This is a genomic window from Streptomyces sp. NPDC044033 (genome assembly GCF_056434425.1).
In genome coordinates this window covers 1-21,812 of record NZ_JBWKFF010000039.1, presented here as the reverse complement: position 1 = coordinate 21,812, position 21,812 = coordinate 1, and the positions used below count along the sequence as shown (strand labels likewise).

Sequence of the window (21,812 nt, the reverse complement as noted above, 5' to 3'; positions counted from 1 at the left end):
AGTGTGTGACTGCTCACCGCCCCTGCGTGCACCCGTCCCCGTGGGCACCGCCCGTGGGCACCGCCGGTGACCTGCTCCGGACGCAGCACCGGGCGGGTACCCGCTCTAGGAGGGGGAGCGCGGGTACCCGCCCGGTGTGCGCCACACCCGTGGGGGGTTGAAGTTCACTTGCCCGCCCTCGCGACGGGCATGCCCCGACTTTTCCCAGTCTTTACTTTCAGGGGGAACCCGCAGGTGAAGGCGGTGCGGCGGTCGCCGGCGTGCACCCTTTCTCACCCGTGGCGAGCGTCGCGCACGCCTTGACCCGAAGCGGGGCGCTCGCGGCGACCATGGGCGTATAGGCGTCGTCGTCCCGGTCGACCTTGCCGTTCTCGGTACGGGCCTTCCCCGAGGTCCCGGCCGCCGCCGCGACCTGCACGGTGTCGCCCGGCGCCGCCTGCGTGACGCGCGCCCAGTACGCGCCGCACACCTTGCTGTACCGGACCTCGACATAGGCGGAGCCGATCGTCGCGGAGGAGGCCGTGGTGGCGGACGCCCCGCCGCACCCCATGGCCTCCGGGTCCTTCCCCGCGCAGTCCTGGCCGACGCACTTCACTCCGGCGGGCAGCTTCGGCTTGCCGCTCGCGCTCGGCGAGGCGGATGCGGCGGAATTCGCACCGCCGCCCCCGCTGTCGCCGCCCACGTCGAACAGGAGCACGGCGGCGGCGATGATGAGAAGCGTGCCGACCAGACCGGCGAGGAACATCGAGACGCGGCGGCGCTGCCGCTGAGCGTCGGAGCCCGGCGAGGCGGACGGGCCGCCGCCTCGGGGGCCGTCCGGCGGGCCGGTGGGGCGGCCGGGACCGGGGCCGGGACCGGGGCCGGGGCCGGGCGGGGAGCCAGGAGGGCTGCTCGAATCGTCCGAGTAGCCGGGGCGGGGGGTGCCTGAGCGGGGCGTGTATGCCGAGTGGCCCGGGCGGCCCGAGTGGCCCAGGTTGCCAGTGTGGCCTGAGTGGTCCATGGGGCCCGAGCGATCAGAGCCACCGGAGTAGCCGGACTGACCGGGCTGACTCGGCTGACCGGCGGGACTGGACCGACCGGACCGGCCGGTGGTCGGTGTCGGAGTCGGTGTCGGTGCGGGCGGTCGCGGATGTGCTGGCGGCGGCGCTGCCCCGCTCGCCGCCGAGCCCTCACCCGCGCCCCCGCCGGGTAACTCCCCCTGCCGTGGCGGCGGCTCCTGCCGCTTCCCCCCGTTCTTGGCCGATTTGGAGGGTGCCGGACCGAACTCGCCCAGAGCGGCACGGGCCTGGGCGACCCGCATCGCCTCCATCGTCACGTCGTGCCGCATCTCCGAGCGGGACCAGGCCCGTTCCGCCAGCTCCCACATCGTGCCCAGGTGGACCACGCTGGTCCCGGTCACTTCGGCCAGGGCCTCGGCGGCTCCACGGGGCGGCAGCAGCCGTCCGTTCAGATAGCGCTCCCATGACGTCTTGCTGTAGCCGGTGCGGTCCGCGATGGCGGACAGGCTCAGCCCACTCCGCTCGACCAGCCTGCGCAACTGGTTCGCGAACTCCCTTAACTGCGGATCAAGTTCCTCCGGAAGCGCCTTCCAACGAGGCATTGCCTCCCCCTGTCCCCCCGAGCGGACTGTGGTCGTCCCTCATGGTTATCAAGCACTGGATGTCGAGCACAGCACGCCGCCACCCCTTTACGGCCAGTACCGGCTACCCATGGAGATGCCTCAAGTCAGCATGTCAGTTCCCGAGTTGAGGGCGCATGGGCGCAACTGGAGTACGCGTACGCCCCCTCACGCGCTCCCTCACTCCCTGGCGCTACGAAACCGCCCTCACCGGCCGAAACACTCCTTCGCCCCGCCCCCTGCGGGCTCCAGGCACAGCCGCAGCGCGGACGGCGCATCGGAGGCGACCATGGGAGTGAAGAGATGATCCGACGTATCGAATTCATCGCGTACCACGGCGCTCTGAGGCTTGTTCTCCGCGCGGCTCTCCCCCTGGCTCCCCGCCCTGCCCTCGGACCGGCTCACCACGGAGATCGAGATCCGGTCCCCGACCCGCGAGTCCCAGATCCTGCCCCACCCCGCGCCGCACGCGTCGCTGTAGCGGATCGACACGTGCTGGCCGTTCTTGGCCCGCCAGGAGGCGACCGTACTGGGGGCCACCCCGCAAGCCATCGCCTCCGGGCTCTTGCCGGTGCACTCGGAACCGGCGCACCTCGCCTCCGCCTTCGGGTCCGGCAGGGCGTTCGAGTAGGGGGGCGTGCTCTTGGACGAGGCGCTGCCGGTCGCCCCCTGGGCCCGCGCCCCGCTCGTACCCCCCTCCTGCGACGTCGGCCACGCGGCTACGGCCGTGAAGCCCAGCACTCCGCACGCCGCCACCCCCAAGAGCAGCCGCACCAACGGGCGTTGCCGTGCGGCCGGTGGCTGGGGGGCCGAAGACCGCGGCGGCCCGGGGGCCGCGTGCGGAGCCCGGTTCACCGGCTCCGCACGCGCGGCCCGGCCGCTCCACTCCAGTTCCGCCAGCTCCCACAGGGCGACCGTCCGCCCCAAGGGCTCGCCCGCCAGCCGGCACAGCGCCTCGACGGCCTGCCGGGGCGGGAGCTTCTTGCCGTTGAGGTAGCGCTCCCACGAGGAACGGCTGTACGCCGTCTTCGCCGCGAGCCCGGCCAGGCTCAGGCCCGTACGCGCCTTCAGCTCCCGCAGGGATTCTGCGAGCCTCGCGCATTCGGGGGCGGAGCATGCGGCAGGGCCGCCGCGCGCAGCTCCGCCAGCGTCCGTACGTCCCCCCGCGTCCGTACGTGCACCCGCGCCGCCACCTGTACGCGCACCCGCCGCCGCACCTGATCCTGGACCTGCACGTGCGCCCGCCGCCGCATTCGCTCCTGGACCTGCCAGGCCGCTGAGGTCCGGGCCCCTGGCCCTGGCCTTGCTGCCCGTACCCGCGTCCACGCTCGCATCCGTACGCGCTCGCTTGCCCGAATCCGGTAAGCCAGGCCCCGATTCCGGCCCCGATCCCGATCCTGATCCCGATCCCGTCCCCGGCCCCCGCCCCGGCCCGGTCATCGGCGCAGCACCGGCCAGGTGTCCGGGCCGACCTTGCCGTCGGTCACGACGCCGCCCTTCTTCTGGGCTCGCCTGACGGCACGTTCGGTCAGGTTGCCGAACCGGCCGTCTACCGCGCCGAGTTCGTACCCGGCGTGCTTCAGCAGGCACTGCGCTTCGGCGACCTCGGGCCCGACCATGCCCAGTTGGATGATGGCGACGGCGGTCCGGCTGTTGCCCGCGTACAGCCGGCCGTCGTCGCGCTTCACGTGGCACTCGTAATGCGGGGCATCGTCCGTGGCGGCCGGGGTGGCCGGAGCGGTGGAGGCGGCGCTGCCGCTCGCTTGTGAACCGCCCTCGTCCGACCAGGGTTCGGTGACGACGAGCACCACGGCGAGTACGGCCGCCAGGGCGACCCCGGCAGCGATCAGCGCTCCGGCCCGGCGGGGCCGACGCGGTCCGCCTGCCGGAGAGACCGGTTCGGAACCCGAGCCGCCGGAATCCGGAACGGAGGCTGCCCCGGGAGCCGCGGGCGCCGTATCGGGGGCCGCATCAGGCGTCGTAGGTGCGTCCGCCCGCCCCCAGGCTTCCTCCGCCAGTTCGTGCAGGACCAGTAATCGCGTCGGGTCGGTTTCCGCTATCTGTGCCAGCTCCACCACCGCCTGCCGTGGCGGAAGCTTTTTCCCGTTGAGATAGCGCTCCCAGGACGAGCTGCTGTACGCGGTACGCGCGGCGAGCGCCTCCAGGCTCAGCCCGCTGCGATCCTTCAATCTCCGCATCTGTACGACGAGTTGCCGGACCCGCTGGTCCAACGGTTCAGGCAGCTTCTTCCAACGCGACATGCTCCACCCCGTCCGCGTTCTGTTGTCCCCCGAGGCGTTGCGGCCTCCCTCTGAGCCATGATGGGCCGTTTCCCGGTGGCGGTTCCCGGTCGTTCACCATCTTCATCGGCCCGTATCGCGCCCCGATCACGCCGCCCTGGACCGACCGCCCTCCCAGCATCTCCCACAGCCTCCGGCGTCCCAGCAGGTCAGAGCGGGGCTCATCCCAGACTCTCCCCGGCTGCCCGATCTTTCTGGCGGACCAGGCAGCCACCCCAGCAATCTGTGATGCAGCACCACCGGGTGGCACGGTCCACCCCGTGCCACCCGCCATCCACAGGAGAGGAACCCGCACCATGAACATACGCAAGACCCTCGCTCTGGCCGCCGCGACCGCAGCCCTCGGCAGCGGACTGGCCCTCGCCCCCGCGGCGCACGCCGCTCCGGCAGCCGACTCCTGCACCAATAACTGGTCCATCAGCAATGGCCGCGGGTACGCCAACGGCAAGTGGTGCAACCACAACGCCAAGGTGAAGGGGACGGTCCACGACAGCAAGTCCGACGGCCGCTGCCCGTTCGTCCGCGGCACCCTGTCCGGCGGCGGCCACCGCGACAGCGACTGGGCCGGCCCCAAGGGCGACTCCTCGCCGGTTCGGCTCTCCGCCCCTCGCGGGCAGCACTTCACCTCTCTCTCCATGAACTCCATCAAGTGCTGACCATCCGCTGAGCAGCGGGGGCGTGAAGCACGGCGGCGGCCCCTCCTCCCACAGGGGAGAGGAGGGGCCGCCGTCACGCGCGCCGATATCCGACGGGCCGTCAGATCTCCATCGCCGTACGGAGGTTGCCAGCCACCGCCGCCAGAAACTCCTCCGTCGTCAGCCACGGCGCGTCCACGGAGGCGAGCTGTGCCAGGTCCTTCGTCATCCGGCCGCTCTCCACGGTCTCGACGCAGACCCGCTCCAGGGTCTCCGCGAACCGGGTGACCTCCGGAGTGCCGTCCAGCCGGCCCCGGTGGGCGAGCCCCCGAGTCCAGGTGAAGATCGAGGCGATCGGGTTGGTCGAGGTCGCCTTGCCCTGCTGGTGCTGCCGGTAGTGGCGGGTGACCGTGCCGTGCGCGGCCTCGGACTCCACGGTCCGGCCGTCGGGCGACATGAGGACCGAAGTCATCAGGCCGGGCGAGCCGAAGCCCTGGGCGACTATGTCGGACTGGACGTCGCCGTCGTAGTTCTTGCAGGCCCAGACATAGCCGCCGGACCACTTGAGCGCCGAGGCGACCATGTCGTCGATGAGGCGGTGTTCGTACGTCAGGCCCTTGGCGTCGAAGTCCGTCTTGAACTCGGCGTCGAAGACCTCCTGGAAGAGCTCCTTGAAACGTCCGTCGTACTTCTTCAGGACCGTGTTCTTGGTGGACATGTACACCGGGTACGCGCGGGCCAGGCCGTACTGGAACGAGGCGCGCGCGAAGTCGCGGATCGACTCGTCGTGGTTGTACATGGACAGCGCGACCCCGGGCCCCGGGAACTCGTGGACCTCCAGCTCGATGGGTTCCGCGCCGTCCTCCGGGGTGAAGGTCAGGGTGAGCCTGCCCGGTCCCGGCACCTTCAGTTCGGTGGCGCGGTACTGGTCGCCGAAGGCGTGGCGACCCACGACGATCGGCTCGGTCCAGCCGGGGATGAGTGGCGGCACATTGGCCATGATGATCGGCTCGCGGAAGATGACGCCGCCGAGGATGTTGCGGATGGTGCCGTTCGGCGAGCGGTACATCGACTTGAGGCCGAACTCCTCCACGCGCCCCTCGTCCGGCGTGATCGTGGCGCACTTGACGCCCACGCCGTACTGCTTGATCGCGTTGGCCGCGTCCACGGTGACCTGGTCGTTCGTGGCGTCGCGGTGCTCGATGCCCAGGTCGAAGTACTTCAGCTCGACATCGAGGTACGGGAGGATCAGCTTGTCCTTGATGAAGGACCAGATGATGCGGGTCATCTCGTCGCCGTCGAGCTCGACGACGGGGTTGGCTGCCTTGATCTTGGCCATGAGGTGGAACGTCCCTCTCACGCGGAATCGGAGCCTCCCCGCCGCGTACGGGCAGGGGAGGACGGCGACATGCCTCGCCGATGTATCTCGACATCAAGATAGCTGAATTTATCTCGTCATCAAGATACTTCGGCGCCGAGATCCAACGGGAGCCGCGAGAGCCCGCCGGGTCCGCCGGCGGCCCCAGCGGGCTACTTCACCGTGAAGTGGAGCAAATCCTCCAGGAACGGGATCTTCAGCCACGGATGCGGCTGCGCCATCATCGACAGCAGCACGATGGCGACGCCGAGCGCCCCGTAGATCACCATGTCGGTGAAGCGCGACCGTACGGCCAGCATGCCGACGGACGGCAGCGCCCAGCGCAGTACCGCGCCCGCGATCAGGGCCAGCCCGATGATGATCGTCCCCGCCCGGAAGGCGTCGAGCGACACGATCAGGAGCCCCAGGCCCGTACCGCCGAGCACGGACAGCAGCGGCCACTGCCGTGCCGGGGCCGGAGCGTCTCCGGCAGCGGCTCGACCGCCGCCCTCCGGGCGGGCCGTGTCGCGCGTCAGGGAGGGGAAGCGCCGTGAGACGCGTGAGAGAGGTGAGACGCGCGATGCCCCCTGTTCGGGCTCGGGCTCGGGCTTCACAGGCCGCTCAGGCTCGCCCACGGTCGCGCCCGAGGAACCCTCGTCCGAGGCCGCCGCCGATCGCTCGGCCGCAGGCGACTCCGAAGCCGCATCCGAAGCCACCTCAGGAGCCGTCCTCGAAGCCACCTCCGGAGCCGTCTTTGAAGCCACCTCCGGAGCCGTCTTCGAAGTTGTCTCCGAAACTGTCTTCGAAGCCGTCTCCGAACCCTCGCCCTCGCCCGCGGCCTTCGCCGGGCCCTCGCCCGAAACCTCCCCCGAGCCCTCCCCCGCGGTCTCGTCCGAGACCGCGCCCGGAGACTTCCCGGAAGCCTCCCCCGAGTGGGTCTCAGCGCCCATGACCAGCCGTCCTCTCGCAAGCGGTACCGCCGACCGGCGCCGCCTTCCGGGTTTCGATGAACGTGATGAACACAGCCCCAGGTCGTACGAGAGCGAGAACCCCAGCCCCAGCCCTGGCACTGGCACTGGCACTGGCACGAGCCCTAACAGACACGGATGACAGCCCTTCCCGCTCAGCCCGCAGCGGCGGCGGCAGCGGCGAGTTCGGCGGCCTCGACCACGTTGACCAGCAGCTGCGCCCGCGTCATCGGGCCGACGCCGCCCGGGTTCGGCGAGAGCCAGCCCGCGACCTCGGCCACGCCCGGGTGCACATCCCCGACGATCTTGCCGTTCTCGTCCCGGCTGACGCCCACGTCGAGCACGGCCGCGCCCGGCTTCACGTCCTCCGGCTTGATGATGTGCGGCACGCCCGCGGCGGCCACGATGATGTCGGCCTGGCGCAGCTGCGCGGCCAGGTCGCGGGTGCCGGTGTGACACTGCGTGACGGTGGCGTTCTCGGACTTCCGCGTCAGCAGCAGCGGGATGGAGCGGCCGACGGTGATGCCGCGGCCGACGACGACCACATGCGCGCCCTTGATCTCCACGCCGTGGTGGCGGAGCAGCTGGATGATGCCGTACGGGGTGCACGGCAGCGGGCCGCGCTCGTTGAGTACGAGCCGGCCGAGGCTGACCGGGTGCAGCCCGTCGGCGTCCTTGGCCGGGTCCATCAGCTCCAGGACGCGGTTGGTGTCGATGCCCTTGGGGAGCGGGAGTTGGACGATGTACCCCGTGCACTCAGGGTTGTCGTTGAGCTCCCGTACGACCGCCTCGATCTCCTCCTGCGTGGCGGTGTCGGGCAGCTCGCGCTGAATGGAGCCGATGCCGACCTGGGCACAGTCGCGGTGCTTGCCGGCGACGTACCACTTGCTGCCCGGGTCGTCGCCGACGAGGAGAGTGCCCAGGCCGGGCGTGATGCCCTTGGCCTTCAGCGCCTCCACGCGGACGGCGAGTTCGGACTTGATCGCGGCTGCGGTGGCCTTGCCATCGAGAATCTGGGCGGTCATGGGCCCATCCTCGCGGATGGGGCGGCCCTCGTTCCAATCAGGTCCCCGGCCGCGCCAGTAGTTGCCTCTCCGTTGCGGAGCGCTACATTCCGTACGTAGCCTGAACGCGGTCGATTCCGGCCGATCCTGGGGGAGGGAACGCAAGTGTTCAGCGTCATCGTGGTACCTGCCGACTGCCGTGGGCCGGACGGGCAGTTCCGCCTGGAACCGGGCCAGAGCCTGCGCTTCGGCCGTACGGGTCCGGGCCTCGTCATCCCGCATCCCGGAGTGTCACGCTCCGCAGGACAGATCACCGCCAGCGCGACATTCTGGACGCTGACCAACCTCAGCCGCCGCCAGACCTACGTCGTGGAGAACCCCGAAGGCGCCGGCGAGCACATCAAGGTCGCGCCCGGCAGGGTCGACGCGCCCGTACCGTTCGAGTTCTCGCGCCTGGTCATACCGGCGGGCGACGAGCTCCTGGGCTTCGACGTCTGGGCGCCGCGCCACGACTATCTCGACGACAACGAGGCCGACGCGGGAGAGCCGACCGCGCTCTCCTTCCCGCTCGACCGCTCCAAGCGGTACTTCCTGGTCCTGGCGGTGCTCTGCGAACCACGCCTGCGCGGCGAACCGCACGCGCCGCTGCCCACCGTCGAACAGGTCATAGACCGCCTTCGCCCGGTCTGGCCGGCCATCAGCCGCACCTCCGTGCAGTGGAACATCGACTACCTCGCGGTGAAGCTGCGGCTCAAACCACCCCCTGAAGTCGCCCTGTCCGGCGCGAGGTTGAACGGCAAGAAGGAATCTCTCGTGTCTCTCGCGCTACGCTTCGATCTCGTACGGGAAGACGAACTCGACGTGATCGACAAGGGGCCGCAGTAGTGAGTGACGAGGGGCCACGGCCCTTCACCGTTCAAGTGAGCCGCGGCTACCGGGTCGGCCGCTGGGAGGTGCGCGAACCGCTCGCCACGGGCGCGTTCGGCAGCGTGTACGAGGCCCGGCGCGTCGACCCGCCCGAAAAGGGCGACCCCGAGGACCTGCCCGAGCGTGCCGCGCTCAAATTCCTCCCCACGGGCACCCGCACGCCCCGCCAGCTCCGCCACCTCAAGGACCTCGCCCACCGCGAGCTGAACCTGCACCGCAAGCTGAGCCGCCCGCGCCTGATCCGCATGTACGAGGCCGTGACGGTCGACGACCCGGGCAACCCGGCGCTCGACGGCGCCACCGTGCTCGTACTCGAACGCGCCGAGGGCTCCCTGGACCAGCTCGTCGAACGGTCCGCGCCCGGCCCCGTCCCCGGCGCTCCGGCCCTCCTCGCCCAGATCTGCGAGGGGCTGGCCCAGCTCCACCACGCGGGCTGGGTGCACGGCGACCTCAAGCCCGCCAACGTCCTGCTGATGCCCGACGGCAGCGTCCGGCTCGGCGACTTCAACCTCGCCGCCGAGATGGAGGGCACCCACGCCTACTCCCCCGCCTTCTCCACGCCCGACTACACGCCGCCCGAACTCCTGTGGTCCGAGGTCGGCGAGCGCGGCCAGCTCATCCGCCCCACCGCCGACATCTGGGCCTTCGGCACCGTCGCCCACCTGCTGCTCACCGGCGCCCTCCCGCTCCCCGGCAGCAGCCGAGCCGCCCGCCGCGAAACGCTGCTGCGATACGCGCGCGGCGACGAGGAACTGCGCCTCTCGCCCGAACTCCCGTCCGCCTGGCGGGAGATCATCGCCGACTGCCTGGCCCGTACGCACGAGGAGCGCGCCGCGCACAGCGGTACGGTCCTCCTGCGGCGCGTGGAGGCGGCGGCCGGTTCGGAGCCGACGCCGAAGCTGCCGCGGCTGCGGCCGCGCCGCAAGCCCGGCAGGATTCTGAGCGCCGTCGCCGCGGCGCTCGTCGTCGCCTCGGTCAGCTACGGCATCACCCTGATCGACACCGGATCGCCGGCCGACGGAAACGACCGCAAGCCCGTCACGCCCGCCTCGTACGGGGCGAGCGAACTCGCTACGGACGCCGGCGTTCCCGTCGAGTACCGCAAGCTGATCGTGGACTCCGCACATGACTGCTCCGAATCCGCCGTCACCCCGGCGCTGATCGCCGCGCTCCTCAAGGTCGAGAGCGACTTCGACGCGAACCTCTCCGATCCCGCGAAGGACGAGTACGGGATCGCCCGCTGGACCCCGCGCGTACTGCGCTACTACCTGCCGGACGCCGACCGCCCCAAGACGGGCAACCCGCGACCGCCGTTCCCGCCGGACGTCTCGATCCCCGCGGTCGGCCGCTACCTCTGCTACATCGCACCGCAGCTGTGGTCCACCCTTCCCGGCGACCGCCGTGTGCTCGTCGCCGCCGCCTATCTCACGTCGTTCTCGAAGGTGAACAACGCGGGCGGCGTCCCGCCCAAGCAGCGACCCGTCACGGACCGTCTCGCGCATTACTTGAAGGAGTACACCCCCACGGCCCGTTCGTGACCCTGAGAAGTGTGAGGTTCCCGCCTTCGCCACCCTGAGAGTTGCGAGGTATGCGGAGACGGGACGAGGGGCCAAAGTAGAGCCATCACCTGCTGAACGGGGGAAGCGGGTGAGCAAGGCGGACGCCCCCAGGCCATAACGGGGGAGCCTGGGGCCGTCCGGCCGGCAGAGCAACAGAGCGATAGAGCGATAGAGCGGACACAGACAAGGCCGGTGCCCACGTGGATGGGGGCACCGGCCTTCCGCATGAGCACCCTGTGGGCAGCGTTCAGTGGGCGGTGAGCCCGCCGTCGATCACGAGCTCGGAACCGGTGACGAACGACGACTCGTCACCGGCGAGGAACAGCACGGCCGAGGCGACCTCCTCGGCGCGGCCCGCGCGGCGCATGGGAGTGCGCACAATGTCCGGCTGCCGGTCGCCCTGCTCGTCCAAAAGCTCCTGGATCATGGGCGTGGCGATGACACCGGGGTGGATGGAGTTGACCCGCACGCCCTGACGCGCGTACTCGACCGCGGCGGTCTTGCTCAGCAGGCGCACGGCGCCCTTGGACGCCTGATAGGCGGCGGCCGCCCCGCTGCCCACGATCCCCAGGACGGACGACGTGTTGATCACCGAGGCGTTGCCGCCGGCGCGGAGCAGCGGCATGGCGGCCCGCATCCCGAGCCAGGTCCCTTTCTGGTTGACGTCGATGACCCGGTCCCACGCCTCTTCCCGGGTGTCCTCGATGCCCGGCCAGTCCACGATGCCCGCGAGGTTGACGAGAACGTCCAGAGCGCCGAACCGTTCGCGTACGGCGCTGATCACCTGCTCCCACTCGCGGGCGGAGGAGACGTCCAGCACCGCGGTCATCGCCTCCCCGCCGGTCTCCTCGATCCGCCGGGCCAGCGCGCCGAGGGGTTCCTCGGCCACATCGGCGATGACCAGGCGCGCGCCCTCGCGTGCGAACAGCTCAGTGGTCGCCGCGCCGATTCCGCCTGTCGCGCCGGTGATCAGCGCGACCTTGCCGTCGAGTCGTCGTCCAGTGGTCATGATGGGGCTCTCTCTTCCTCGTCTTCGTTGCGGTGCGGCCGGTGATGGGTTCGGTTCAGGCCGCGGTGAAGCCGCCGTCGGCGGCGACGACCGCGCCGGTCATGAAGCTGGAGCGCGCCGAGGCGAGAAACCCGATGATCTCGGCGATCTCCGCCGGCTGCGCGATGCGGCCCAGTGCGTGTGCGGAGGCGAAGGAGCGCAGATAGGCGCGGCTGTCGTCGCGGATGTTGTCGAGCATGTCGGTCTCGATCACGCCCGGCGCCACGACGTTGGCCCGGATGCCGTGCGGGCCGCCTTCCAAGGCGATGACCTTCGTCAGCTGGGCCAGGGCCCCCTTCGACGCGGTGTAGGCCGAGCCCTCGGGCAGCCCGACCGTGCAGGTGTAGGAGCCGACGTTGACGATCGACCCGCCGCGTCCGTACTCGCGCATGGCGCGGAACGCCTCTCGCGCGTGGAGGAACGCGCCGCGGGCGTTGATGGCCATCAGCTCGTCCCAGTCCTCAGCAGTGGTCTCGACGAACGGCCTGTTCAGCGTCCGCCCCGCGTTGTTGACCAGGATGTCCAGCCCGCCGAAGCGCTGCCGGGCCAGTTCCACCGCCCGTAGCGCCGTCTCCTCCCGGGAGACGTCACCGACCAGGGCGGCCACGCCGTCGAACTCCGCGGTCAGGCCCTCCACCTCGGGCCGGATGTCCTCGGCCAGCACCCGCACCCCGCGGGCGTGCAGCCACGCCACGACGGCCCGGCCGACGCCGCGTGCGGCGCCGGTCACCACCGCCACCGTGTCCCGCAAGGCGTCGTCATCCGGGTGATCCCGGTCATCCGGTGTGGTGTGCCGTCCGGTGTCTGTCGTCATCGCTGTTCTCCCTGTCCAGGGGGTCCGCTGAGGTCGGCGGGCGGACGGCGGAGCAGTGCCTCGGCGGCGGTGCGTGCCGTCCCCCCGACCGAGTCTGGGCACCCCGCACGCCGCCGACCAGGACGTACGTTGCCTGGGTGCCGCGCACCCAGGCAGCCGTGTGCCAACGAGATCTAGCCTGGGGATATGTCTGAGAACGCTCTGGGAGACTTCCTGCGCGCCCGGCGCTCCGGCCTGCGGCCGGAGGACGTCGGCATGGCGAGCTACGGCGTACGCAGGGTCGCCGGGCTGCGGCGCGAGGAGGTCGCGGTACTGGCCGGAGTCAACGCCGACTACTACACCCGCCTCGAACAGGGCCGTGAGCGCCACCCCTCCGCCCAGGTCCTCGACGCCCTCGGCCGCGCCCTGCACCTCGACGCCGACGCCCTCGCGCACGCCTACCGCCTGGCCGGCACCGCACCGGCCGACGGGCCGGCCCCGCGGCGGGACGTGGTCAGCCCGTCACTGCGGCAGCTCATGGACGGCTACCCGAACACCCCTGCGTTCGTCCTCAACGGCACCCTGGACATCCTGGCGCGCAACGCCCTGGCCGACGCGCTGTACTCGCCTTTCCACCCCGCGGACAACCTCGCCCGGATGACCTTCCTCGACCCGGCCGGCCGCCACTTCTTCGTCCGCTGGGAATGGAGTGCGCAAGCCGTCGTGGCCAATCTGCGCCAGGCGGCCGGCCTGGACCCCGACAATCCCCGGCTGCACGAACTCGTCGAGGCGCTGACCGAGCAGAGCCCCGCATTCGCCGCCCTGTGGCCGGCCCACACCGTGCGCGGCAAAACCCGGGAGGCCAAGCAGCTCGACCACCCCGACGTCGGTCCGCTCACCCTCACCTACCAGGCCTTCGACGTCCGCGACGCCCCCGGCCAGCAACTCGTCATCTACCACGCCGAACCAGGCAGCCCCAGCGCCCAGGCCCTCGCCCTACTCGGCACCGTCAACGCCACCCGCCGACACCCCACTCGCTCAGGCCCATCCGACGCTTGACGACACCAGCCCGACCGCCTAATCCAGCCCGCCCGGCACATGAGGACCCCCGGACAAACCCCGACCCATCCAGCCCGCCCGACACTTGAGAACACCCAGACGAGCCCCGGCCCATCAAGCCCGTCCGGCACATGAGGACACCCGGACAAACCCCGGCCCATCCAGCCCGCCCGACGATTGAGGACACCCAGACGAGCCCCGACCCATCCGCCCTCCCGGCACTTGAGGACACCCAGACGAGCCCCGACCCATCAAGCCCGTCCGGCGCTTGAGGACACCCGGACGGCCGGCTAATCCAGCCCGTCCGGCGATTGAGGACGAAAAGCCCGCAGCCAGCGCGGGCCACCCAACCCAGCCCGTCCGGCGCTTGAGGACAAAAAGCCCGCCCGGCGCTTGAGGGCCAGGCGGGCCGGAGCCGAACCAGCGTCAGTGGAAGAAGTGCCGCGTACCCGTCAGATACATCGTCACGCCGGCAGCCTTGGCCGCGGAAATCACCGCGTCATCCCGCACCGACCCCCCAGGCTGCACCACTGCCTTCACACCCGCCTCAAGCAGCACCTCCAACCCATCCGGGAACGGGAAAAAGGCATCCGAAGCGGCGTACGAGCCGCGCGCCCGCTCCTCCCCCGCCCGCTGCACCGCCAGCTTCGCGGAGTCCACGCGGTTGACCTGCCCCATCCCGACACCCACCGTGGCCCCGCCCTGCGCAAGCAGAATGGCGTTGGACTTCACGGCGCGCGAGGCGCGCCACGCGAAGGCCAGCTCGGCGAGTTCGTCGGCGGACAGCGCCTCACCGGTGGCCAGCGTCCAGTTGGCCGGGTCGTCGCCCTCGGCCTGGAGGACGTCCTTGACCTGGGCCAGGCCGCCGCCGTCGATCGGCTTGAACTCGGCCGGCGCCTGCGGCGCGTCGGCACAGCGCAGCACCCGGATGTTCTTCTTGCGGGCCAGCACCTCGACCGCGCCGTCCTCGTAGGCGGGCGCGACGATGACCTCGGTGAAGATCTCCGCGACCTGTTCGGCCAGCTCCACCGAGACCGGCCGGTTGACGGCGATCACGCCGCCGAAGGCGGAGAGCGAGTCGCACGCGTGCGCCTTGCGGTGCGCCTCGGCGACGTCCGAACCGATCGCGATGCCGCAGGGGTTGGCGTGCTTGATGATCGCGACGCAGGGCTCGTCGTGGTCGTACGCGGCCCGGCGCGCGGCGTCGGTGTCCGTGTAGTTGTTGTACGACATCTCCTTGCCGTGCAGCTGCTCGGCCTCCGCCAGGCCCCCGTGGCCGCCGGTGTAGAGGGCGGCGCCCTGGTGCGGGTTCTCGCCGTAGCGCAGGACGTTCTTGCGCTCGTACGTGACACCGATGAAGTCGGGGAACGCTTCCCCGTCCCCGGCGTAGTCGGCGGCGAACCAGGAGGCGACCGCGACGTCGTACGCGGCGGTGTGCCGGAACGCCTCGGCGGCCAGCCGCTTGCGGTCGGCGAGGTCGAACCCGCCGTCCGTGGCGGCCTTGAGGACGTCGTCGTAGCGGGCGGGGCTGACGACGACCGCGACGGAGGGGTGGTTCTTGGCGGCGGCGCGGACCATCGACGGGCCGCCGATGTCGATCTGCTCCACGCACTCGTCGGGGGACGCGCCGGAGTCGACGGTCTCGCTGAAGGGGTAGAGGTTGACGATCACCAGCTCGAAGGGGTCCACGCCCAGTTCGGCGAGTTGGGCGCGGTGGTCGTCGAGTCGCTGGTCGGCGAGGATGCCGGCGTGCACGCGGGGGTGCAGGGTCTTCACGCGCCCGTCGAGGCACTCGGGGAAGCCGGTCAGCTCCTCCACCTTGGTCACGGGCACACCCGCGGCGGCGATCCGCCCGGCCGTTGAGCCGGTGGAGACGAGCTGGACGCCCGCCGCGTGCAGGCCCTGGGCCAGCTCCTCAAGGCCCGTCTTGTCATAGACGCTGATGAGCGCGCGGCGGATGGGCCGCTTCGTACCTTCGGCGGTCACGGGATCAGTACCTTTCTTCCCTCAATGCGATAGCCGTCGCGCGCGAGGCGCCCCACGACATCGACGAGCAGCGTGCGCTCGACTTCCTTGATCCGCTCGTGCAGGGCGGATTCGTCGTCCTCATCCCGCACCTCGACCACGCCCTGGGCGATGATCGGGCCGGTGTCGACCCCGTCGTCGACGAAGTGGACTGTGCAACCGGTCACTTTGGCGCCGTACGCGAGCGCGTCGCGCACGCCGTGGGTGCCCGGAAAACTGGGCAGCAAGGCGGGGTGCGTATTGATCAGCCGCCCCCCGAAGCGGGCCAGGAACCCCTTGCCCACGATCTTCATGAACCCGGCGGAGACCACCAGATCCGGCTCGTACGCGGCCGTCGCCTCGGCCAGCGCCCGGTCCCACTCCTCGCGCCGGGCGTGGTCCTTGACCCGGCACACGAAGGTCGGCAGCCCGGCGCGTTCGGCGCGCTCCAGCCCCGCGATGCCGGTCCGGTCGGCGCCCACGGCCACGATGCGGGCCCCGTAGCCGTCCGGGTCGGCGGCGATGGCGTCGAGCAGGGCCTGCAGGTTCGTACCCGAGCCGGAGACGAGCGCGACGATGCGGGCGGGGGGTGGGGAGGCCACGGCGGGACCCTTTCTGGCAACAGACCCGAGCTCGCGGGTGGTGCGAGTTTGTATGGTCGTACGAATGAACGGCACCCTCGGAACCGGGGAACTCTACGAAGCCGCCGACCGTCAGCAACGATACCGGCACACCGGACGGCCCCCACGGGACGGGGGCACACGCGGAAGGTAGCGTCTGGACACAGCGCATCCATGGCCGGGTTCCGGGCACGACATATGAAGTGGACGACACTTGATGTGAGACCTGCCGGAAGACGACACAAGGGGAAGACACACTCCACATGCCGGACCGACGCCGCCACGCGGCTCACCGCCTCCTGTTGCCCGCCGCATCCACCGGAGGGCAGCGATGAGGTACGCCCGCATGTCAGAACGGAAGTCGCCGTCGTCCTCCTCTCCGCAGGACGACAATCCCTTCGCACCGCCGCCGGAGGGGCACACGGACCAGCCGTGGCAGCCCCGCCATAACTCTTCTTCTCCGTCCTCTTCGGACGACTCCGCTTCGGACGGCTCCTCCTCAGATGACTCCTCCTCGGGCGGCTCCGCCTCGGGCTCGTCCGAGGGATCTTCCGAGGAGGGGCAGCGGGAGCAGCCCCCGGCGTGGGGCAACCAGTGGAGCAGCCGGCAGCCGGGCCGCCAGGACGGCGACTTCGGCAGCAGCCCGCAGCACAAGCCCGGTGACCCCGAAGGCCCGGGCGGGCCCGCCGGCCAGGGCGGTACGGGCGGCGGCCCGGGCGGCCTCCGCTGGGACCCCACCGACCCGGCGCAGCGGCGCGCGCGGTACGCCCTGCTCGCCGGCATGTGGGCCTTCTTCTTCGCCCTCTTCAGCATTCCGCAGGTCGCCCTGCTGCTCGGCGCACTGTGCGTCTACTGGGCGGTCAGCTCGCTGCGGGCGAAGCCCAAGCCCCCCACCTCCCCCGACTCCGGTGCCGCCCAGCCCGCCACCGCCCAGCAGGACCCCGCCCGCAAGCCGCAGACGACGGCCGCGGTCAGCGGCCTGGTCGCGGGCGCCATCGCCCTGGCCATCGTCGCCGCGACCTTCGCCTTCCAGGCCGTGTACAGCGACTACTACACGTGCGTGGACGACTCCCTGACCCAGACCTCCCGCCACTCCTGCGAAGACCTCCTGCCCAAGCAGCTCCGTCCGCTGCTCAGCACGCAGAACTGAGGGACTGGGGTACGTACGGGCCGGGCTCGGCGATCGGTGCACGCCCCGGCTCGTACGCCCCGGCTCGTACGTACCGGCTGGGGCGCGCGGCTCGTACGTACCGGCCGGGGCGGCTGGCGTGGCCGGGGCGGCTGAGGCGCGCGGCTCGGCCGGAGCGGGTTACGGCTGCTCGTGGTCGTCGGGCACGGTGAGGTCGCGTGGTTCGAAGTCCGGCATCAAGCCGCCGCCGGAGTCCTTGAGGACCGCCCAGCGGGCCTGTCGGGCACCGGTTTCGTGCCAGGACTCCTCGGGTCGCGCCGCGGGAGGCGGGCTCCAGGCCGTATATACCTCCGGCTTCCAGCGGTCGGTACGGCCGTGCTCTCCTTCGGAGCGCGGGCGGAGCCGCCGCCACCAGCGGTCCGCCTCACCCTGAACGGCACGCGCGGCCGGTCGGCCGTGCCGGGCAGCCCGCGGGACCGCGCCCCGCTCCGTACGGGCGGTCCCGGCTGGGGCGCCCGTCCCGCCGGGTTCGCGCCATTCTCGTGTGCGCCGCACCGCGGCCCTGCCCCCTGCCCGGGCCCGGCGGAGCTGCCGCCGCCCCGCGGCCGCGATGCCGGGTGACACGGCGCCCTTCCGCACCCCGACGGCCGCCCTCCGGATGCGCCGCCGGCCGGCAGCCGCGCTCCTGCCCTCCTCACCTGGTGTTTCGGGAGCTCGTCGGGCAGCCACCGCCCCGTCGTCCGAGGCGCGCCGCCGGGACCTGCGACGGCCGGCGGGCGCGCTCGCACCGTCGCTCTTCGCCCGGGCGGCGGCCCTGGCGGCGACCTTGGCAGCGGCCCTGGCCGCCTCCCGCAACCGCCACCAGCGGAACACCAGCGCCAGCGGGGGCGCGATCACCGCTGTCCAAGCCGACGCGGCCCGGCCGGTGAGCGACCAGCCGGGGCCGAAGCGGGCCAGTGCGTCGTTCCCCAGGGGGCCGGACGCGGCTGCGGTGAGGAAGGCCACCGCGATGCCGCAGACGACGGCGGCCAGGAGCGCCGTCAGGGCGGTGTCCCACCAGGACCATGCCTTCGCTGTGCCGGATGCCGTGCCGAATTCCGCATCGGATGCCGTGCTGGACGCCGTACCGGATGCCGTATCGGATGCCGTGCCGGATTTCGGCGGCCCTTCGCCGGGGCGTCGGCGCGGGAGCGCTGCCCCCGCCACGAACCACGCCGCCACCACCCCCGCGCCCACCGGAATGGCGCTCGCCACGAGCCACGTCACCACCCCGGCCCCGCCCTCGCCCGGCAGGGCGGCCAGGAGCGGGAAGCGCGGCAGTACGGGGTAGCCGGAGGCGCCCTGGGTGCTCACCGCACTGGCCGCGCCGATCGTGAAACCGGGGCCGAGGCCGTACGCCGCGCCCCAGACGGCGGCGTTCGGCAGCAGCGCCATGCTGACCAGCAGCACCGCGAACTGCCCCGACGACGCGTCCGAGAGCTGCCCGAACGATGCCTGCGCCGCACCCATGTGCCCGACCAGGGACACCCCGACGAGCAGGGCGCCGCCGCCGAGCAGTACGGCGGTCGCGGCGGCCCCGGCCCGTAGCGCGGGGCCGTAGCGGAGCCGGGCGAGCCCGGCCCGTACGCGCGGCGGCACGGCGGCCACGGCGCGCACGGCGACTTCAGGCAGCGGGAACGAGAACGGGAACGCGAGCGGGAACGGATTGCCCGGCCGGTCGGACGCCCGCCACGCCCCGGCCGCCACGGCGGCCCCCGCGACCAGCGGCAGGTGGAACAGCGCCGAGAGCGGTGCGACGTGCAGGGCGCCGTACGAGGAGTACAGGATCGCGCAGACGCCGACCAGCAGATAGCCGCCGAGCAGCGCTCCGGCGGCTGCGTGCGGCTGCTCGGGCCCCGCGCCCGCGGTGACCGGTTCCTCGTCGCCGGGCGCGTGCGCCTCCCCCTCTCGGGGTACGTCGTCCTCATGGTGCCCCAGCAGGTGGGACGCCGCCCGGTAGAGCAGCCAGCACGGCAGGGCCGTCAGGAGCAGCGGCGTGAGCCCGACGGGGGCGGGGACGCCGGACAGTGTTCTGGTCCGTACGAGGTCCGCGCCGTGCGCCAGCAGCCACAGATCGGCGGCGGTGTGGAGGGCGGTACCAGGCCCGTTGTCGGGGTAGGGCGAGGAGATCCACAACAGGAGTACGACCACGGCGAGCACCCCGAGGCCGAGGCCGGCCGCGACCGCGCCGCCGAGGACGAGTTCGCCGACCGCCGGCGGACGCCGGGTGGTGACGGCAGCCCGTCCGGCGGCCGGGTACGACTCGCTGCGCTCGGTCAATTGCGTCACGTAGTCATGCTGCCAAGAACATGTCTTTCCTACCCGTAGCGGGCATTTGGTCGCCGTGTCGCTCAATGTATGTTTATGTCATTTTTGATGGCCCGTTAGCTGCACGGTCGGCTAGCTGCACGGTCGGCATGAACGAGTAGAGACGAGCGGAAACGAGTGGAGAGGCGGCGAGAGGCATGACGCGGTCCGGCCCCGAGGGGTTCGAGGAGTCCACTGCCACCTTGCCGTCTCCGCACGAAGGCCGGGCGCTGCGCGTGGCACGTTCCGTGTCACGGGATCAGCTCGCGGCGGCGGTCGGTGTCACGAGCGCGACCGTACGGTCCTGGGAGACCGGCCGCACCAGCCCGCGCGGGCGCAAACGCAAGGCGTACGCGCACATACTCGACCGCTTGGCGGAAGGACTGCCGCTCGAAGAAGCGCCGAGGAAGGAAGGACTGAGGAAGGAAGGGCTGCCGCCGGAAGGGCTGGGGCAAGAAGGGCTGCCGCCGGAAGGGCTGACGCTCGACGGAACGTCAGGGCAGGACCGTACGGGCCTCCGCGCCGAGGCCGTTGCCGCCGCCACTCCCGAGACCTGTGCTGCCGCCGCCCCCGAGGCCGGTGCCGCCACCCCCACGGCCATTGCCGCCGCCCCCGAGGCCGGTCAGGAGCCGCTGACCACGCAGGGAACGCCCCCGCCCCCGGCCCTCCCCGCCGACGCCCCCACCGGCGTCGACGCCTCCGCCGCGACGAACGCGGTCCAACGCCTCCTGATCGACGCCTTCACCACGCCGCTCGGCATCGCCGCCGCCTCAGCCCTCCCGACGAACGGGGAGCAGCCCGCGGCGGCCGACCGCGCGCCGGGCCCGACGGCCGCCGGGACGGCCGGCCCCGCCCCCGGCCGCAACGGCACGCATGCCGGGCCGTTCGGGGCGGACGGCAAGACGACGGCCCCGGCCTCGACGCTCAGCGACACGCAGGACGAGCCGCCCCGGGGACCGGGCGCGGCCGTGGACCCCGCCCCGACCCCGCACGGCACGCGGTCCGGGCCACCCCGGAACAAGAGCCCTCGCCGGACCCCGAGCTGGACACGGAGACAACCGGCCGATCACGTGCCGGGCCCGGCGGCGGACCCCGCCCCGGCCCCCGCCGGCACGCAGACCGGACCGGACCGCGAGCGGAAGCGCGTACGGGCGGTGCCGAGCTGGGCACGGGACCGGGACGACGACCTCGTCGGAAGCGGCGCGAACGACAAGCCCGCAGTGCGACAGGCCCCGCCCCGCGCCCCGGAACCGGCGTCCGGACCGGCGGCGACAGCCCCCGCCCGTAACCGCACCGCCCCCGGCCCCGACTCCGCGCGCCGCCCTTCCAACGCCCCCGCCGACGCCTTCGACGCCCTCTACGCACGCCATGCCGCGTCGCTCGCCCGGCAGACCTATCTGCTCACCGGGCGGCCCCGGCTCGGCCGGCAGTCCGTCGAGCGGGCCTTTCAGCTCGCGTGGGAGCAGTGGCCGGCCGTCGCCGTGGACCGGGACCCGGCCGGCTGGGTACGCGCGGCGGCGTACGAACACGCGCTGTCACCGTGGCACCGGTTCCGCCCCGGCGGCGAGCCGCTGGTGGAGCCGGAGCGGGACGCCGCGCTGCTGCACGCGATGCTGGGCCTCCCCGGTTCGTACCGCCGCACGCTGCTGCTCCACGACGGTGTCGGGCTCGACCTCCCCGAGACCGCCGCCGAGACGGAGGCGACCACCCCCGCTGCCGCGAACCGGCTCATCCACGCCCGCGCCGCCGTCGCCGAGCTGCTGCCGGAGCTGTGGGGGCTGACGCCCACCGCTCAGGGCGCGGCGCTGCGGGAACGCTTCAGCGCACTGGCCGCCGCCCTGCCCGTCACCATGACGGCCGCCCCGCTCGCACGGGCGGACGGAGAACGCCTCGCGCGCCGGTCGACGCGGGCGGCGTTCGGGATAACGGCGTTGATCGCGGTGGCGACGGCGTTCACGCTGCTCACTTCGGAGGGGCCCGTACCGCCCCCGCACCGGCCGAGACAGGTCCAGCCCGCGGCGACCGCCCCGGTGACGCAGACACCCGCCACCGGCAAGGCCAAAAAGGCCGCGAAGCGGCAGACCGACGCCGAACTGCACGGCCTCCCCCCGTCGGGCCAGCTCATACCGGACTCGCACTGAGAGTCGGCGAGACGGCGCGGGCAGGGGGCTCGTACGGGCGAGGCGTGCGTACGGGCCGGAGCTCGCGTACAGGCCGTGCGTACGCGGCGCGCGCGTGCAGGCGCTCGTACGCGGGCAGAGGCGCTCGCGCGTACGGCCGGGGCGCTCGCGCGCACAGGCTCAAGCGTTCCCCCAGCCACGGCGCACGCACAGCCGGGGCCGGAAAACGGGCGCGGGGGGGGGGGGGGGGGGGGGGGGGGGGGGGGGGGGGGGGGGGGGGGGGGGGGGGGGGGGGGGGGGGGGGGGGGGGGGGGGGGGGGGGGGG

The 21,812-nt window shown here is 72.2% G+C and carries 17 protein-coding genes; 6 read left to right on the top strand and 11 right to left on the bottom strand.

The window, feature by feature from the left end:
* Positions 1-217: 217 nt before the first annotated feature.
* The 3 genes from AC07AB_RS38540 to AC07AB_RS38530 form a co-directional block, all read right to left on the bottom strand.
* Positions 218-1,537, bottom strand: a complete 1,320-nt coding sequence (locus AC07AB_RS38540) for a DUF2690 domain-containing protein (RefSeq protein ID WP_478576965.1) — start codon at positions 1,535-1,537, stop codon at positions 218-220.
* Between the two features lie 288 nt (positions 1,538-1,825).
* Positions 1,826-2,944, bottom strand: a complete 1,119-nt coding sequence (locus AC07AB_RS38535; protein WP_478576963.1) for a helix-turn-helix domain-containing protein — start codon at positions 2,942-2,944, stop codon at positions 1,826-1,828.
* 110 nt (positions 2,945-3,054) lie between these two features.
* Positions 3,055-3,879, bottom strand: coding sequence for a peptidoglycan-binding protein (locus AC07AB_RS38530; RefSeq protein WP_478576960.1), 825 nt, complete (start codon positions 3,877-3,879; stop codon positions 3,055-3,057).
* 335 nt (positions 3,880-4,214) lie between these two features.
* On the opposite strand from AC07AB_RS38530, the gene AC07AB_RS38525 reads away from it, so the two are divergent.
* Entirely contained in the window at positions 4,215-4,574 is a 360-nt protein-coding gene (locus tag AC07AB_RS38525) for a hypothetical protein (protein ID WP_478576957.1), read from the top strand.
* A 100-nt stretch (positions 4,575-4,674) separates the two neighbouring features.
* Here AC07AB_RS38525 and AC07AB_RS38520 read toward each other — a convergent pair whose 3' ends face one another.
* The 3 genes from AC07AB_RS38520 to AC07AB_RS38510 all read right to left on the bottom strand — a co-directional run bounded on the left by AC07AB_RS38520 (position 4,675) and on the right by AC07AB_RS38510 (position 7,903).
* The gene (locus AC07AB_RS38520; protein ID WP_478576955.1) at positions 4,675-5,892 is read right to left on the bottom strand and encodes an NADP-dependent isocitrate dehydrogenase; all 1,218 of its coding nucleotides are present in this window, start codon (positions 5,890-5,892) and stop codon (positions 4,675-4,677) included.
* A 191-nt stretch (positions 5,893-6,083) separates the two neighbouring features.
* The gene (locus AC07AB_RS38515) at positions 6,084-6,524 is read right to left on the bottom strand and encodes a DUF3017 domain-containing protein (RefSeq protein WP_478576952.1); all 441 of its coding nucleotides are present in this window, start codon (positions 6,522-6,524) and stop codon (positions 6,084-6,086) included.
* A 509-nt stretch (positions 6,525-7,033) separates the two neighbouring features.
* On the bottom strand, positions 7,034-7,903 hold the full coding sequence (locus AC07AB_RS38510; RefSeq protein WP_478576949.1) for a bifunctional methylenetetrahydrofolate dehydrogenase/methenyltetrahydrofolate cyclohydrolase: 870 nt from the start codon (positions 7,901-7,903) through the stop codon (positions 7,034-7,036).
* Positions 7,904-8,047: 144 nt separating this feature from the next.
* On the opposite strand from AC07AB_RS38510, the gene AC07AB_RS38505 reads away from it, so the two are divergent.
* Positions 8,048-8,767: an FHA domain-containing protein gene (locus AC07AB_RS38505; protein ID WP_478576947.1), complete on the top strand. Its 720-nt coding sequence runs from the start codon at positions 8,048-8,050 to the stop codon at positions 8,765-8,767.
* Complete coding sequence (locus tag AC07AB_RS38500; protein WP_478576944.1) at positions 8,767-10,347, top strand: protein kinase domain-containing protein; 1,581 nt, start codon at positions 8,767-8,769, stop codon at positions 10,345-10,347. Before AC07AB_RS38505 ends, AC07AB_RS38500 begins: the two co-directional genes overlap by 1 nt.
* A 268-nt stretch (positions 10,348-10,615) precedes the next feature.
* On the opposite strand, the gene AC07AB_RS38495 is transcribed toward AC07AB_RS38500, so the two are convergent.
* Complete coding sequence (locus AC07AB_RS38495; protein WP_478576943.1) at positions 10,616-11,377, bottom strand: SDR family NAD(P)-dependent oxidoreductase; 762 nt, start codon at positions 11,375-11,377, stop codon at positions 10,616-10,618.
* Positions 11,378-11,432: 55 nt separating this feature from the next.
* Positions 11,433-12,230 carry an SDR family NAD(P)-dependent oxidoreductase gene (locus AC07AB_RS38490; protein WP_478576942.1) on the bottom strand — a complete coding sequence of 266 codons (798 nt, stop codon included), beginning with the start codon at positions 12,228-12,230 and terminating at the stop codon, positions 11,433-11,435.
* A 186-nt stretch (positions 12,231-12,416) separates the two neighbouring features.
* Here AC07AB_RS38490 and AC07AB_RS38485 point away from each other — a divergent pair, with 186 nt between their 5' ends.
* Positions 12,417-13,268, top strand: a complete 852-nt coding sequence (locus AC07AB_RS38485; RefSeq protein ID WP_478576940.1) for a helix-turn-helix domain-containing protein — start codon at positions 12,417-12,419, stop codon at positions 13,266-13,268.
* Between the two features lie 426 nt (positions 13,269-13,694).
* Here AC07AB_RS38485 and purH read toward each other — a convergent pair whose 3' ends face one another.
* Both purH and purN read right to left on the bottom strand, forming a co-directional pair.
* A complete protein-coding gene (purH, locus tag AC07AB_RS38480; protein ID WP_478576939.1) occupies positions 13,695-15,254 on the bottom strand; it encodes a bifunctional phosphoribosylaminoimidazolecarboxamide formyltransferase/IMP cyclohydrolase in 1,560 nt (519 codons plus the stop codon).
* Positions 15,251-15,874, bottom strand: a complete 624-nt coding sequence (gene purN / locus AC07AB_RS38475) for a phosphoribosylglycinamide formyltransferase (protein WP_478576936.1) — start codon at positions 15,872-15,874, stop codon at positions 15,251-15,253. The genes purH and purN overlap by 4 nt, the downstream gene beginning before the upstream one ends.
* Positions 15,875-16,238: 364 nt before the next feature.
* On the opposite strand from purN, the gene AC07AB_RS38470 reads away from it, so the two are divergent.
* Positions 16,239-17,042 (top strand): hypothetical protein, encoded by an 804-nt coding sequence (locus tag AC07AB_RS38470; protein ID WP_478576934.1) that lies wholly within the window; start codon positions 16,239-16,241, stop codon positions 17,040-17,042.
* 159 nt (positions 17,043-17,201) lie between these two features.
* Here AC07AB_RS38470 and AC07AB_RS38465 read toward each other — a convergent pair whose 3' ends face one another.
* The gene (locus AC07AB_RS38465) at positions 17,202-19,349 is read right to left on the bottom strand and encodes a cell division protein PerM (RefSeq protein WP_478576932.1); all 2,148 of its coding nucleotides are present in this window, start codon (positions 19,347-19,349) and stop codon (positions 17,202-17,204) included.
* Positions 19,350-19,525: 176 nt separating this feature from the next.
* On the opposite strand from AC07AB_RS38465, the gene AC07AB_RS38460 reads away from it, so the two are divergent.
* Complete coding sequence (locus tag AC07AB_RS38460) at positions 19,526-21,508, top strand: helix-turn-helix domain-containing protein (RefSeq protein ID WP_478576930.1); 1,983 nt, start codon at positions 19,526-19,528, stop codon at positions 21,506-21,508.
* Positions 21,509-21,812: the final 304 nt, after the last annotated feature.

What these genes read in the sequence shown, in the direction of transcription:
- AC07AB_RS38530 (WP_478576960.1), bottom strand. Translation starts at nt 3,879, where the DNA reads ATGTCGCGTTGGAAGAAGCTGCCTGAACCGTTGGACCAGCGGGTCCGG.
- AC07AB_RS38525 (WP_478576957.1), top strand. Translation starts at nt 4,215, where the DNA reads ATGAACATACGCAAGACCCTCGCTCTGGCCGCCGCGACCGCAGCCCTC.
- AC07AB_RS38520 (WP_478576955.1), bottom strand. Translation starts at nt 5,892, where the DNA reads ATGGCCAAGATCAAGGCAGCCAACCCCGTCGTCGAGCTCGACGGCGAC.
- AC07AB_RS38510 (WP_478576949.1), bottom strand. Translation starts at nt 7,903, where the DNA reads ATGACCGCCCAGATTCTCGATGGCAAGGCCACCGCAGCCGCGATCAAG.
- AC07AB_RS38495 (WP_478576943.1), bottom strand. Translation starts at nt 11,377, where the DNA reads ATGACCACTGGACGACGACTCGACGGCAAGGTCGCGCTGATCACCGGC.
- AC07AB_RS38490 (WP_478576942.1), bottom strand. Translation starts at nt 12,230, where the DNA reads ATGACGACAGACACCGGACGGCACACCACACCGGATGACCGGGATCAC.
- AC07AB_RS38485 (WP_478576940.1), top strand. Translation starts at nt 12,417, where the DNA reads ATGTCTGAGAACGCTCTGGGAGACTTCCTGCGCGCCCGGCGCTCCGGC.
- AC07AB_RS38470 (WP_478576934.1), top strand. Translation starts at nt 16,239, where the DNA reads ATGTCAGAACGGAAGTCGCCGTCGTCCTCCTCTCCGCAGGACGACAAT.
- AC07AB_RS38460 (WP_478576930.1), top strand. Translation starts at nt 19,526, where the DNA reads ATGACGCGGTCCGGCCCCGAGGGGTTCGAGGAGTCCACTGCCACCTTG.